10 protein-coding genes are annotated in these 14,056 nt (G+C 68.2%); 4 read left to right on the plus strand and 6 right to left on the minus strand.

The genetic code is table 11. From position 1 onward, the window contains the following. The first annotated feature begins 23 nt into the window (after positions 1-23). From OG780_RS26055 to OG780_RS26065, 3 genes are all read left to right on the plus strand, one after another. Positions 24-3,002 (plus strand): Z1 domain-containing protein, encoded by a 2,979-nt coding sequence (locus tag OG780_RS26055; protein ID WP_328452046.1) that lies wholly within the window; start codon positions 24-26, stop codon positions 3,000-3,002. Positions 3,003-3,116: 114 nt separating this feature from the next. Continuing rightward, on the plus strand, positions 3,117-4,202 hold the full coding sequence (locus OG780_RS26060) for a DNA cytosine methyltransferase (protein ID WP_328452048.1): 1,086 nt from the start codon (positions 3,117-3,119) through the stop codon (positions 4,200-4,202). An 11-nt stretch (positions 4,203-4,213) separates the two neighbouring features. Continuing rightward, positions 4,214-5,479: a DNA cytosine methyltransferase gene (locus OG780_RS26065; protein WP_328452050.1), complete on the plus strand. Its 1,266-nt coding sequence runs from the start codon at positions 4,214-4,216 to the stop codon at positions 5,477-5,479. Positions 5,480-5,493: 14 nt separating this feature from the next. On the opposite strand, the gene OG780_RS26070 is transcribed toward OG780_RS26065, so the two are convergent. From OG780_RS26070 to OG780_RS26095, 6 genes are all read right to left on the minus strand, one after another. Next, positions 5,494-6,456, minus strand: a complete 963-nt coding sequence (locus OG780_RS26070; protein WP_328452052.1) for a DUF6339 family protein — start codon at positions 6,454-6,456, stop codon at positions 5,494-5,496. After that, positions 6,456-7,433: a hypothetical protein gene (locus tag OG780_RS26075; protein ID WP_328452054.1), complete on the minus strand. Its 978-nt coding sequence runs from the start codon at positions 7,431-7,433 to the stop codon at positions 6,456-6,458. The genes OG780_RS26070 and OG780_RS26075 overlap by 1 nt, the downstream gene beginning before the upstream one ends. Next, on the minus strand, positions 7,430-9,592 hold the full coding sequence (locus OG780_RS26080; protein ID WP_328452056.1) for a helix-turn-helix domain-containing protein: 2,163 nt from the start codon (positions 9,590-9,592) through the stop codon (positions 7,430-7,432). The genes OG780_RS26075 and OG780_RS26080 overlap by 4 nt, the downstream gene beginning before the upstream one ends. 149 nt (positions 9,593-9,741) lie before the next feature. Continuing rightward, a complete protein-coding gene (locus OG780_RS26085) occupies positions 9,742-10,257 on the minus strand; it encodes a very short patch repair endonuclease (RefSeq protein WP_443062209.1) in 516 nt (171 codons plus the stop codon). Further along, entirely contained in the window at positions 10,235-11,245 is a 1,011-nt protein-coding gene (locus tag OG780_RS26090; RefSeq protein WP_328452060.1) for an SEC-C domain-containing protein, read from the minus strand. The genes OG780_RS26085 and OG780_RS26090 overlap by 23 nt, the downstream gene beginning before the upstream one ends. Positions 11,246-11,436: 191 nt before the next feature. Beyond that, positions 11,437-12,912, minus strand: a complete 1,476-nt coding sequence (locus OG780_RS26095; protein ID WP_328452062.1) for a glycoside hydrolase — start codon at positions 12,910-12,912, stop codon at positions 11,437-11,439. 318 nt (positions 12,913-13,230) lie between these two features. On the opposite strand from OG780_RS26095, the gene OG780_RS26100 reads away from it, so the two are divergent. Further along, entirely contained in the window at positions 13,231-14,049 is an 819-nt protein-coding gene (locus OG780_RS26100) for a class E sortase (RefSeq protein ID WP_328452064.1), read from the plus strand. Positions 14,050-14,056: the final 7 nt, after the last annotated feature.

Genomic DNA, 14,056 nt, shown 5'->3' on the forward strand with positions numbered 1-14,056 from the left:
CCGTTCGGAACACAAGGAAGATCATGACCAGCAGCGCTCCCATCGACCTTCTGCTGCAACTGCACAACGCGGCTCTGTCCGACATGCGAACCAGTCGTCCGAAGAAGCTGGTCCGAGCTCTCGTCTACCAGGCCGAGGATCTGACGCCCGAAGCGGAGGGCCTCGCGAACGAGCGGTGCTTCCGGGAAGCTCTGGAGTCTGCCCGCTCCACCGATCGGCTGGTCGAGGTCTGGCGCAAGCAGCTCACCGACTGGGATTTCGTGTCCTCCCCGGAGTGGTCCGCAACAGTGGAGCGTACCGAGGACCGACGTCGTGCGGTCTACACGCTGTTGAGCCTGTCCGAGGAAACGCGGAAACTGCTCGACGATCTGGTACCCGTCTCCAAGGCGGAGGGGCCGGTCGTCATCACGGACGAATTCGTTCCCTGGTACACGCCGCAATCGCAGCAGGGCCGGACCTGGTACTGGCCCTCCTATCGCAAGTACCTGGAGAGCAAGAGCTGGAAGGCGGAGGCCGTTGCCGGTCTCGATGTCGCCACCGACGCGGTGGTGGAGCGACTCGCGGACCCGACACAGGCCCTGCCCTACCAGTCCAAGGGGCTGGTTGTCGGGTACGTGCAGTCCGGCAAGACCGCCAACTTCGCCGGCGTCATCGCCAAGGCGGTGGACGCCGGTTACCGCTTGGTCATCGTCCTCGGTGGCACTCTGAACATGCTGCGCGCCCAAACCCAGCGACGCATCGACATGGAACTCGTCGGGCGTGAGAACATCCTGCGCGGGGCGAGCGAATTCGAGTCCGACTACGCGACCGACCCTGCCTGGAGTCAGGGCAGGTTCGCGACGTTCGGAGCCTTGCCGTCGACGCTCGGCGCATTCGACATCGTGCGCCTGACCACCAGAGACGACGACTACAAGAGCCTGCTCCAGGGCATCACCGCCCTGGAGTTCGAGAAGCACGAGCCCGCGCTTCCCTTGTTCGACCCGCGCAACCTCCATCGGTCCTCCGCGCGGCTGATGGTGGTCAAGAAGAACAAGTCGGTTCTGAGCAAGCTGGTCAAGGATCTTGGAAAGATCAAGACCCCGCTGTCCGAGATCCCGGTGTTGATCATCGACGACGAGTCGGATGAGGCGTCTGTGAACACCTCGAATCCCGCCAAGCCGGACGCCGAGCGTACGGCAATCAACAAGGCCATTTCCGATTTGCTGGGGATGCTGCCTCGAGCCCAGTACGTCGGCTACACGGCGACCCCGTTCGCCAATGTCTTCATCGACCCCAGCGACACCCAGGACATCTTTCCCAAGGACTTCATCGTCTCGCTGCCGCGGCCCGACGGGTACATGGGCGCTCGGGACTTCCACGACTTGGACTCACCCGTCCCGGAGGACGGTCGCACCTACGCCAACTCCAACGAACTCGCGCATGTGCGGGACATCAACGTCAAGGAGGAGAACGGCGACGACGACGTGTGTCTGCAGAGAGCCATCGACATGTTCGTCCTCACGGCGGCCATGAAACTGTACCGGGAACAGGAGGGCGGACTGGGCGACCGGTACTTCCAGCACCACACCATGCTCATCCACGAGTCGGTGCGCACCGCCGAACAACGCGAGCTGCTGGTCCGAGCGACCCGTCTGTGGTGGAACGGCGGTTACATGGGCCCTGCCGGGCACGCCCGTCTTCGGGAGTTGTTCGACACCGACGTCGCACCTGTCTCTGCTGTTCGCGCGGACGGTCACGCGGTCCCGCCGTCCTACGACGCGCTCGCCCCCTACGTGGGTCCCGCCGTCACTCGTATCGGGGGTGACGACAAGCCGATCGTGGTGGTCAACAGTGACACCGATCTGGAGACAGGGGAGGCGGACTTCGACAAGCGCTCCATCTGGAAGATGCTCATCGGTGGGCAGAAACTCGCCCGCGGATTCACGGTCGAGGGCCTCACCGTCTCGTATTTCCGACGACGCGCGGGGAATGCCTCCACGCTCATGCAGATGGGCCGCTGGTTCGGATTCCGTGAGGGCTATCGCGATCTCGTCAGGCTGTTCCTCGGCCGGGCGGAAACCATGGGGGCCAAGGAGATCGACCTCTACGCCGCCTTCGAAGCGATCTGCCTCGACGAGGAAAACTTCCGGGCAGAGCTGAAGCAGTACGCGACGATGGTCGACGGGAAGCCTCAGGTGACTCCCGCGCAGGTGCCGCCATTGGTCTCCCAACACCTGCCGTGGCTGAAGCCCACGAGCCCGGACAAGATGTACAACGCCCGCCTTGTCGAAATCCGTTCGCCGGGACAGTGGCAGGAGCCCACCGCCTATCCGACCAAGGTCGCGGACCTTCGGCACAACACCGCACTGTGGCTGCCTGTGCTGGCGCGATTGTCGAACGAACCGACGACGTTCTCGTACCACTTCCCGGCCGAGGGGTCGCGCAGCGCTGTCACACATCACTTCGACGCGCTCGTCGGTCGACTGACCCCGGATGAATTCCTCGGTCTCGCCCGTGACGTTCGTTGGGTGACGCCCACGCAGTTCGCACCACATCGGGCCTATCTGACGGCCATCACGGAGGGGCCCGCGCCGGACGTGGACGACTGGGTCGTCCTCGCCCCGCAGCACGCGCAGGCCGGGCAGCGACTGAGTCTCGGAGGAAGGCCGGGTGCCTTCTCCTGGTTCGGCCGTGAACGCAGGCGGGGCCCGCTGTTCGGCGCCATCAGCGAACCGAAGCATCGCGCGGTCCCGCTGCGTATGGCGGGATCCCTGGCCGACCCGGGCAACCCCGCCACCGAGGCCTTGGTCGGGCCACGGACGGGTGTCGTGATCGTCTATCCCGTGGTGGAGCGCGCCCACCGCGCCGACATCGACGCCGACGGCAACCTCGCCCCCGAGAAGGTCGTCATGACGTTCTCCTTCGTGGCGCCCGCGACCGCGCGCCGCTCGGACGGCCGGGTGGTGCGCTTCACCACCGTCGATTCGGCCAAGGAGGACCAGGCGATCATCGACGCCGACTGATTCGGCTCACCGCGCCCGGCCGATCGCTAGGCTCGTTCCTCGTGACCTCCGGCCGCCCGGACACCTCTCGCCCGGGCGGCCCTCATCGAGGACGGCAGCGGGAGCGTCAGCGCGATGGGCAGGGAGAACAACGTGGCAGCGGAGAGCCGAGACGCCGGGGTGCTGTCGACTCGCCTCACGTCATTCGAGATCTGTGCCGGCGCCGGAGGACTCGCCCTGGGCTTGGAGCGGGCCGGGTTCGATCCCGTCCTTTTGATCGACAATCGGGACGTGTCGTGTGAGACTCTCCGCCTCAACCGGCCGGCTTGGGACGTCAGAGAGGTCGACCTTCTGACATTCGATCCCGACACCGCGCGCCACGTCTACGACGTCGATCTCCTATCCGGGGGCCTGCCACGGGTGAAGTCGTCGGCGACTGCGGGGCGCGCCCGCGGCGACGACCAGGAGTTGGCCGTCCTGCGCGCCGCCGTGGACATGATCCACGCCGTCCAGCCTCGAGCGGTCATGCTGGAGAACGTGCCGGACCTGGTCCGCAAGGACGCATACGACGAGATCCGTGCCTTCGTGGCCGACGAACTGGATCACCTCGGCTATCGGCTCCACTGGCGTGTGATGAACGCCGCGCATCATGGTGTTCCGCAGAACCGGGAGGTCGGTCTGCTCGTCGCTTTCCAGGACGACCTGATCGACCGGTTCGCCTGGCCCGAGCCTTTGCTTTCACCGCCTCCGACCCTGGGGGAGGCGTTGCGCGAGACCATGGGTTCCGGTGGGTGGAACGGAGTCGACGCCTGGGCGGAGCTCGCCGACGAGATCGCTCCGACGGTCGTCGGAGGGTCCTGGGAGCGGGGAGGCGCCGACCTTGGACCCACCGGTGCCAAACGGAAGTGGGCGCGGCTGGGTGTGGACGGAGGCACCATCGCCGACGCCGTCCCGGACACCGACTTCGTGCTCGATCCGAACCTGGGGCGCTACGGTCTCGTTCCCCTCACCGTGCAGCAGGTCGCCTTGCTGCAGGGCTTCCCGCCCGAGTGGACGATCGCCGGCTACAAGACGAAGCGCTACCGCCAAGTCGCGAACGCCACACCACCGCCCCTGGCCCACGCGCTCGGCGCGGCGATGTACGACGCCTTGACCACGGTCGGTGACCCGGGAGTGGGCGCCCGTTCCGTCACCCCGCTTCGACCCTCTGATCGACGATAGACTTCCGCACCATGACTGGAACGCCGCCTCATCAGCAACGAAAATCACCATTTGCCGTTGTTGACCTTTTTGCCGGACCTGGTGGTCTGGATGTGGCGGCCGAGGTGCTGGGTGTTCCGTCGATCGGCATCGAGTGGGACGCGGACGCGGTCGAGACCCGCAATGCCGCGAACCTCCCTACGGTGCACGGCGACGTACGTGACTTTGGACCCGGGGACGAGCCGTTTCGCGAGGCCAACGTGCTTGCCGGCGGGCCGCCCTGCCAGACCTTCTCCATCGCGGGCAGCGGCACGGGCCGCAAAGCCCTCGACGAAGTGCTCGGCTTCATCGACCGGACCCATGCGTGGTACGAGCGAGAGTCCGCCGGTGAGGAAGGCGAGACCTGGGACGACATCCAGAAGGCGCTCGACGATCTCAAGGACGTCCGCACCGGTCTGGTCCTGCAGCCGCTTCGTTGGATCTTCCAGGCGCTGCTGCGTCCCCGGGACGGCGGAGACAAGCCTGTGCCGTTCGAGGTCGTGATTCTGGAGCAGGTCCCCGCCGTGATCGAGGTGTGGCACGCTTACGAACGCGTCCTGCGCAGCGTCGGCTACCAGACCGCCGCCAAGGTCTTCCACACGGAGCAGTACGGGGTTCCGCAGACCCGCCGCCGGGCCGTCCTCGTCGCTCGACGGAGCGACGAGCCGGTGCGGATGCCGGCGCCGACCCATCAGCTATACCGCAAGGGAGTGGCTCCGGCCGACGGCCTGTTCGACCAATGGGTGTCGATGGAAAGCGCCATGGCGGCCGTCTACGAGCGGTTCCCCGAAGCTCGTCGTCGACCCACGCCCTTCCGCGTCGTGTCGAACTACGGCAGCGGTGGCGACCCCAAAGCGCGCGGCCGACGCGACTCCGACCTGCCCTCCGCGACGATCACCGGCAAATGGGCGCGCAATCGCATCGTCAGCACGGACGCGCACGAGACGGAGATGCGCCGTTTGAGCATCCCCGAAGCCGGTGTCCTGCAGAGTTTCCCGTACGGCTATCCGTGGAGCGGCAACGATCAAGCCCAGCAGATCGGTAACGCGGTGCCTCCGCGTTTTGGCGTCCACATCCTGTGCGCGGCCCTGGGCCTGGGCGCACCGGACGAAGCCGTCTGGGAGAAACTCCTGGCCTGGCAACCTTCTCGGCGGGAAGACGCCCCGATCGAGCCACACGAGCAGCGGCTGCCGAACGCGCGTGCGCGAGAAGCCGCCGTTCCGGTCGACGCCCTGGCGGCGCTCCCCGCTCGCGTCTGATCACGCCGCCGGCGCTACCCCATTCCGGGGGGAAGGACCTTGTCCAGACTCACGCCGGTCCGCTGGACCGGAACCTCGGAAACCTCCAGTGGCGCGCCGGTGCCGTCCGCCGTACGACCGCGGCGGCGCACCGGGGCTTCGGCTCGCAACTGCTCGAAGAGTGGGAACAGCGCGTCCACGGAGGACGGGAGCACTCGGCCGTCGTCGGGACCGTCCGGAAGCCGTTCCCAGGGGGCTGCCTTCGCCGTTGCGGCGTCCGCGATCCAGTCCTGAAGTTCGTCCACCAAAGGCGGCGAGTCCGGGGCGAGGACGTCGTAGACCAGCGTGCTGGCCGCGCTGTTGATCGCGGACGACAGTGCGTTGACGTGGTCGCCCGGACGCGGCGTACCGGCCGCCACGAGACCGGCGAGAACCCGCAGGAAGGCCTGCGCGGTGGGACGGTGGTCGACGACGTCCAGTCGCAGCGTGGTATTGAGGACGTCCTGGATACTGCAGGCCAGTGTGACCGGCGTGTAGTCCCGACCGTCGCGGAACAGCTCCGCCGCCCACCACAGACGGGCGAAGCACTGGGTGTGGTGCGGGCCCGAGAAACGCGAACCCTCCGCGATTTCCTTGCCTTTATGGCGCCACACCACGTAGTCCGGAGCCACCAGCATTGCCAGGTGGTTCCACAGCCGAGTGTCCCCTGCTTCGGCGCGGGTCAGACGGAGCGTGGCGTGCAGGCGGGGAGCGAGCCAGCCGTCCGCTTCGGTCCGACGGTCCGCGAAGCGTTCCATCGCCTCTTCGAGCAGCTCCCGGATCGGCTGGGAACGCCCTCGCGCATCGCCCTCCCCGAGCGTGGTACTCGCCTTGCGCAGCGCGACCTGCGGCGGAAACTCCTGCCCGGACTGCATGCCGCGACTCAGGTGCTTCGCCACGGTCGCGTCCGGGAGCAGCCCCAGAACCTCAGGGACATCGAACGACGTGCGGCGCGACATCAGTTGGAACTCCTTTCGGCGCGGTCGGCCGTACGGACCGCGAGCGTCAGCTTCTTGCCGATTTGTGCCCGCCGTCCGGCGGCGAACTGGATACCGGTCTGGAGTTCGGACCAACCGAATCCTTGCGTGCGTCGCTCGTTGATGTCGTACAGGGCATCGGTGAGCTGTCGGCCCGGAAGAACGTCGGGAAGCATGGCGCGCAGGACCGACTCTCGCCAGCCGCTCGGCATGACCGGGGTTCCGTCCTCGTCCACGTCGAGGTCGCTCACCGCGCTGTGGAACATGGCCGTCCACGCGTCCTGGGCGATTTGCGACGCGGTCACTTCTCTCACGATCCGTTCGGCCGGGCTGCCTCCCGATGCGGACAGCAGCTCGACGAGACCTTCGACGGCGGTGGTGTTGAGGTACACGGTCGGCATCTCCCCGGAGGTCTCGACGACCCACGGCGACTCTTTGTACGGGCGCAGCCAGTCGTGGGTGGCGTCGGCGAAATCGACCTGAACGATCTCGATGTCACGCTGCCGTACGGGCGTCGCCTCGACGAGGTCGACGTACCAGTCCTCCTCACAGGTGCCGATCAGCCGCCCCGCGATGCCGTCCACAGTAGCGACCACGAGGGCGGAAAGCGTTGCCCGCCGCAGATGCGAGGGACGCGCCAGAACGATCGACCCGGTGCGGGCTCCGTCGGGTCCGAGGCGCAGGGGAGCCGTGACCCTGGTGTTGGTGGCCTTCTCGGCGAGCACGGCCACGCAGGTCACGTTCCGCCAAGGGCCTGTGTCCAGCTCGTCTTCCGGAAGACGTATGGAGACGTCGAGGACGGCTTCCTCCCATCGGGCCCGCCCGGACTGGTGCAAGGCCACGACGCGTTCGTCCTTCGAGACGTTCGTGTACGGCAGCGGCTTGCCGTCCACGCGCACGGCGACGATTTCGCACCTCACGTCACCCAGCAGCGTCGGGTAGGGAAAGACCGCCTTCACGTCGCGCCTCCCCGGGCCTTGGGCACGTCGATCGCCAGCCGCGCGTATGCGCCACGCACGGGGTGGGTGTCGGGATCCGTGACACCGCTGAACTCGGCGAGCCTTACTCCGGGTTCCACGACGATCGTTCCGTTCTCCGCACGACACGATTCCGAGCCGACGAGCAGTTCCCACTTCACCGAGGGACGACCACCGGAACGCACGTCGAACTTCGCGACGGGCGCCAGCACCCAGGGGTCGTCGGCCTCTGGTAGACGCAGACGTACGGTCACATGCCAGGCACCGCGTTCGTCCACGGTGGCCTGGACGTCGCGCACCGTCGGGAACGATTGCGTTCGCCGGGCTGCGGCCCTGCCGGGCACCTCCAGTTTCAGCAACTCCCGCAGTACCGCCGGACCGACGGAAGAGGTCGTGCGCCGCTTCCCCAACAGTGAACGAACCGTCGTGTCGATGTCCGCTCGGAACTCCTTCAGGCGGCTCAGCGCACCCCGCTCGTAGGAAGTGGTCAACTCCTCGGTGCGGTCCCACCGATCGTGCTCCGGCGGCTCGGAAGCGCGAAGGAACGCCTCGGCCAGGCGTACCTCTTCGTCGGCTCGACCGGTGGCGTAGCCCGCCAGTAGCACGGCCTGGAAGCCGGTTGTCCCGAGGGGCAGTTCGCGAGGACGATGAGCGGTGATCGTCATGCGGTTGCCCCGCATGCAGATCACTCGGTTGACCTGAGTGTCGTTCTCGTCCGCCGGGGTGAGGAGCAGGACGGCCAGGTGTTCGCGCCCCTTGTCGCGCGACCGGCCCTGCCCCTTCAACGGCGTCACGATCAAGGGAACATCGGCTCGGACGACCTCGTGTGCCGTGGTCAGTTCGTCGACCGTGGTTCCGTCGAGGTAGGCCTGAAGAGCTCTGCTGGTCGCGGGGTGGTACGCATGTGGGTCGACACGCTGCTCGGGGATGTGCACCTGCCCGTTGCGAAGCGTGGTGACGCTCACCTCCAGCAAGGGGCCGGCCGAACGTCCACCGACCATCGCGGCCCAGAAACCGTCCGCGAGCGACCGCAGGAGCTTGTCGTGCATGTCCTCCAGGGATTCGGCGTCGCCGGAGGCGTCGTGCGCCCCGACGACGAGGAAGGAGGTGCCGGGCTCCTCGGCGCCGCGGTCGAGATGAAGGCCGCGCAGCGTGTCGTGGTCGGCCCACCAGGAACGCGAGACTCCCTCGTGTTCGGGATCGGTGTCCGGGGTCCCGAGCCATGCCGGTCCCGCGTACGGATTGCCGCCCACCTCGTGCCAGGGTAGGTCCAGACGACCGATCACCCGACCGGCCTGCCGCCCCTCGTACGGTTCGGACAGCGTCGAATTGATGAGGACCAGGCCGAACCGACTGGTCGCCCAGAGGGTGGCCTTCCCCAGTCCGTACGAACCGCCCGCACGGCCACCGGTGAGCTTGTGGCTGTCGAGCTGACGACGCACGACCGCCGCGAACCGCCCGTCGCCGTACTCGGGGCCTGTCAGCCCCGAGGCGTTGTAGTCGTCGACGCGCAGCAGTCTGAGCCGACGCTCCCGGGAGAGATCGTCGAGCGCGGATCGCAGGCTGCGCGAGACCTTCTGGTCTCCCCGGCAGGCCTCCTCGTAGTGGGGGAGGACCTCTTCCCAACGAAGGGCCGTGAGGAAGTCGTCGAGGTGGGTCCCGTCCAGCTCGTGCAGTGTGTAGTGGACGCGGACGGGAGCCTGGTCGTCCCTGCGCTCGTCCAACGAGTTCTGGGTCGCCTCCCGGGCGAGTACCGAGAGATCGGCGTCGAAGGCGAACGCGGCCGCGTTGCCGTACTCCCGGCCACCGTCGTGGTGCGCTGGACGATGATGCCAGCGCACGGACGACGTGAGGTTCGGTGTGTGCTCGTGACTGATCGATATGGGCATGGGCGTCTGCTCCGCGAGGCCGTCGGCACGGGGCGACGGATCCGTGCGCTCCGGGTCGAGGAATCCCGAGATGATGTCCTTGAGGTCGCCGCGTGGCTCGGAACGCCCGTTCACCCAGGCCGATACGGCGGCCGGTGTTCTCTCGACCATCGTGGCCAGGTCCGTCTGGGACATGGAGAGGTGTTCGAGTCGGCGCCTCAGCCACGAGCTGTAGGTTTCCCCGTCGGGGGCGGGCGGCACGGGGGCAGGCATCGTGGAGAGTGCCTCCTGGGACAGGACTGAATCAGACGGCGAAGCCGAACGCCAAGATTAACAGTCGCTTTGAAGGCGGTAAGTCGACAAGCGTGGTGCATGCCGATTCGGCCGCCCTGGGTGTCGTCGTGGCCGTCGTACCCCGGGTTCTACGGGTGCCCGGGGCGAGGCCGACGTGATTCCACGATGCCCCGCACCCGGTCCGCCGCCCTGAGCGGTTCCTCGTGCTCCCAGACTCGCACCGCCAGCCACCCTATGGCCGCCAGACGCGCGTCCGTGTCGAGGTCCCGTCGTCGATTCCCTTCGATCTTCGTCCGCCAGAAGTCGCTGTTGCGCTTGGGCCAGGTCGCGTGCTCCGGACACCCGTGCCAGAAGCAACCGTCCACGAACACCGCCACCTTGGCGGGCCCGAACACGATGTCGGCTTCTCGGCGTACCCCCTTGATGGGGCGGCGGTGCACTCGATACCGCAGTCCGGCAGCGTGCAGCGCCCGCCGCAACACCATCTCCACCTCGGTGTCCCGGCTGCGCTGCCGGCTCATACGTGCGCGAGTCTCGGGTGTGGTTTCCACCGTTGTCACTGATCCTCGGTCCAGCGTCGTAGTTTCTGGGGCCGCATCATTGGGTCGACGCGAAGCGTTCCTATGCCCCGTGGCACTCCCCATAAGTGACCCCCGACCCGCACCAGCACTCGCTCGTCCGCTGCGGCGGCCATGCCACCGCCAGGCCCCGGGCGGCCAGAGTCGTCGCGTACTGGGGGAGCAGGGTCGTGTCCGAGGGGGAGGAGGCCTCCGAGGCGGCGAAGGCCTCGTAGGAGGGGACCGTGGCGGTGACGATGCCGAGGTTCGGGGTGCCGGAGCCGGCCAGTTCGCGCAGGGACGCCTCTATCGTCGCGAGGTGCTCGTCGTGGGACGGGTACTCGGCGGTGAGGTCCGGGTACGCGGTGGTCAGTTCCGTGAGTTCGGGGGCCGACCAGTGCAGGACCGCCACCGGGAAGGGGCGCGACAAGGCCTCGCGGTAGGTGCCCAGTTCGGCCTGGAGGCGGCTGATCTCGGCCTGGAGTTCCGCCGGGTTGTCCGAGCCGAGGGACCAGACGCGCTTCGGGTCGTGGAGTTCGTCCAGGGAGATCGGGGACGAGTGCAGGGTGTCGGCCAGGGCGTCCCACTCGTCGTGCGCCGCGCCCAGCATGCGGCGCACGCGGTGACGGCCGAAGAGGAGGGGGAGCGTGGAGTAGGGGGGTTCCGGTACGTCCGTCAGGAGCAGGGTCGTTCCCTCGGTGAAGGTGTCCTGTGCCGCCTCCAGTTCGTCGTGCGACTCCAGGGCCTCCGCCACGATCACCCAGGGAGCCGGGTCGCGGGGCGCCGCCGCCCGGACTCCGTCGATGATCGCGCGGGCCTCGGCCTCGTGGTCGTACTCCCACAGGTTCGACGCCTTGAGGGCGCGGACCAGATACGGCTTCTCCAGGGGAGTGTCCGAGGCGAGCAGGCGGTCGTAGAGGGTGGTGGCGCCGGGGCGGTCGCCGGCCAGTTCGAGGTGAGCCGCGGCCTGCAGGAGCAGGTGCTCGGCGTCCTCCGGGTACAGGCCGGCGGTCCGCTCCAGGCGAGCCGCTTCGGCGGTGTGGTCGACGTTCTCGGCAGGCGTGTCGGGGCGCATGGGGGACACCGTACTGCCGCCGGGCCACCAAGGAGAGAGACCTGCTGGCCAGAGACGCGGGAGTCCCCGATGGCATATTTCACGTTGTGTTCGTCGCTTCGACGCGTCGCCCGGGTGGCGGTAGGCCGTCCGCGGCCGGGCCACCGCGGCCGGGCCACCGCGGCCCGGCCGCCGAGGCCCTCAGCCCCGCCTCACGCCACGACCCCGTCCACCTGCAGCGTCTGCACCGCCCCCGCCGCGAACGGCACCGCCAGGGACTTGCCGCCGAGGTAGGTGTCCGAGTGGGCGGTGTAGAGGTCGCCGCCGCCGGACGTCAGGGTGTTCCAGCGGGGGACCAGGCCGCCCGTGCCGCCGGAGACCGTGGTGAAGCGGGAGAGGTCGAAGGTCAAGGTCTGGGCCGACGTCGCCTTGTTCGCCGCGACGATCACCAGGCGCTTCGCCGTCGCGTCGTACGCCGCCACCGCGTAGTCCACGCCCGTGTCCACGATCGTCATGCCCGGGCGGATGTGGCGGCTGAACTGGGCCATCACGTAGAGCTTCGTCTCGACCGCGCCGGCCGTCAGGGTGCTCGCGTCGTACTTGATCATGCCCCAGCCCGCCGTCGGGTCCATCACCTGCCAGTAGACCCAGGCGGTCGGGTGCAGCCAGCGGAAGTCGAGGAGGAGGTTGCTCGCCAGGGTCAGGCCGGTGCCGTCCCCGTCGCCGTACTCGGAGTTCCACAGGGCTTTGCCGGACGACGTCACGGCATCCGTGTAGAGAAGGTCCCGGCGGCCGCCCGAACCCTGGTACCCGTGCACGTTGACCCGGTTGACCAGGGCCTTGGTCGTCGAACTGAAGGAGCTCCACGTCGTACGGGCCAGGTCGTAGCTCGTCTCGTCCGACGCGGAGATCCTGGTGGACGTGAGGCCCCGTGCGTTCAACTCGCTGCGGAGGTAGGGAAGTACGGCCGACTGGACGGAGGCGTCCATGTGGCAGCCCTCCTGGGTGCCGGTGGACGTCCACCAGCTGGAGGAGGGCTCGTTGAACGCCTCCACGGTGGCGAAGTTCACGCCCCAGTTCGTCTTCGCGTAGAGGGCGACCGCCGCGAGGTGGGAGGCGTGCTGGCGGTAGTTCCAGGACTGGAGGTTGTTGCCGCCGCCGGACGCGCCCGACGGGTTGTGGTTCAGGCACATCCACCACATGGGGGAGTTGGCGAACAGCTCACTCGTCGCGCCGCGCGCCGTCGCCTTGGTGAGAGCGGCGCGCTGGGTGGCGTCCGCCGTCCACTTCCAGGCCGAGGACGTCGGGTCCTCGTTGTTCCAGTCCTGCCAGTAGCCCTCGATCTGCTTGAAGGAGGGGATGCCGGCGGAGGCGGTCATGGTCTCGCCGCCCACGGTGTTCCAGCTGCACGCCCCCAGGTTGTAGCGGGCGATGGTCAGTCCGAGACCCGGGCGCGAAGTTCCGTTGTACGTCGTCGACTTGGTGGTGAAGAAGAGGTCGGCGAAGTCGTCGCGGGCGCCGAAGACGTTGGCCCACCACGCCAGGGAGGTTCCCCACCCCTCCCATTTCCCGTACGTCGTGGCCGGGTTGACGGCGATCGTCGCGTCCGCGCGGGCCGTGCCCGTCGCCAGGGCGCCGCCGAGGACCGTACCGCCCGCGGCGGCCAGAAGTGTTCTGCGTCGGATCATGGCTGGCTTCTCCGTCCGTCTCGGCACAACTCACGCTGATCGCAATGGAGTTGGCCGTAGCTGTCGACTCGACTTCGAACTCGGTCGCCGGGGCGTTCCCGCCGGCGCTTGCCCGTTCCGCTGATGCCATCAGGAAGCATCGGGTGTGGCGCCTGAGGTTGTCGAGGGTTGTGACAGCCCTTTCTAAAACCGGTGGAGGAAGCCTCGGCAGGGGGCGCCGAAGGGTGCCGGAGGAGTGCCTGTACAGACAGGATCCGCGCGGGGCTGGAGAGTTGACGGGCCGACGCCTATCGTGCGCCCGGCGAAGGGGGCGTACGGATGCGGGCTCCGGGGATCGTGCACCACGGCACGCGGCGACGGCGGGCCGCGTACCGGCGAGCGGTCTGGAGCGGCGCCGAGGTGCTCGTCACCGTCGGAGTGGTGCTGCTCCTCCTGGTCGCGCACCAGCTGTGGTGGACCAACCGGCAGGCGCGGCACGGCGCCGAGCGCAAGGTGCAGGCGATGGAGCGGGAGTGGGGGACCCCGGCGCCCGGGAGCGCCGACCCCGACACGAGCGCCGCTTCCGGTGCCGGGGGGACCGGGGGCGGCGAGGCCGACGACGGGAAGAGCGGCGCGGGACAGCCGGCGGGGCGGCACTCCTCGTCCGGATCCGGGGGTGGCGACAGCGCCCAGAAGCAACCCCGTTGGTCACAGGCCTACGCCGTCCTCGGCATTCCGCGGCTCTCCCTGCGGGTACCGGTCGCGGAGGGCGTCAGCAAGGCGGGCGTCCTCAACAAGGGCTACGTCGGCCACTACAAGGGAACTCAACAGCCGGGTCAGGCCGGAAACTTCGCGCTCGCCGGACACCGGAACACGCACGGGGAGCCGTTCCGGTACCTCCCGAGGCTCCGGCGCGGTGACACGATCACCGTGGAGACGAAGGCCGCCGTCTACACGTACACCGTCGACCGGACGCTTCCGCAGACCTCCTCGCGGGACGTCGGGGTGATCCGCCCGGTGCCGCGCAGCACCGTCCGGCCGTCGTACGGGTACACACAGCCCGGGTACTACATCACGCTCACCACGTGCACCCCCGACTACACCTCCCGGTACCGCATGGCGGTGTGGGGGAAGCTCACCTCCATGCGGCCCCGCTAACGAACAC

Source organism: Streptomyces sp. NBC_00386 (genome assembly GCF_036063235.1).
GTDB lineage: Bacteria > Actinomycetota > Actinomycetes > Streptomycetales > Streptomycetaceae > Streptomyces.

Coding starts and splice junctions, on each gene's coding strand:
- OG780_RS26080 (WP_328452056.1), bottom strand. CDS start 9,592: ATGCCTGCCCCCGTGCCGCCCGCCCCCGACGGGGAAACCTACAGCTCG.
- OG780_RS26100 (WP_328452064.1), top strand. CDS start 13,231: ATGCGGGCTCCGGGGATCGTGCACCACGGCACGCGGCGACGGCGGGCC.
- OG780_RS26065 (WP_328452050.1), top strand. CDS start 4,214: ATGACTGGAACGCCGCCTCATCAGCAACGAAAATCACCATTTGCCGTT.
- OG780_RS26070 (WP_328452052.1), bottom strand. CDS start 6,456: ATGTCGCGCCGCACGTCGTTCGATGTCCCTGAGGTTCTGGGGCTGCTC.
- OG780_RS26085 (WP_443062209.1), bottom strand. CDS start 10,257: ATGGGGAGTGCCACGGGGCATAGGAACGCTTCGCGTCGACCCAATGAT.
- OG780_RS26055 (WP_328452046.1), top strand. CDS start 24: ATGACCAGCAGCGCTCCCATCGACCTTCTGCTGCAACTGCACAACGCG.
- OG780_RS26060 (WP_328452048.1), top strand. CDS start 3,117: ATGGGCAGGGAGAACAACGTGGCAGCGGAGAGCCGAGACGCCGGGGTG.
- OG780_RS26090 (WP_328452060.1), bottom strand. CDS start 11,245: ATGCGCCCCGACACGCCTGCCGAGAACGTCGACCACACCGCCGAAGCG.
- OG780_RS26095 (WP_328452062.1), bottom strand. CDS start 12,912: ATGATCCGACGCAGAACACTTCTGGCCGCCGCGGGCGGTACGGTCCTC.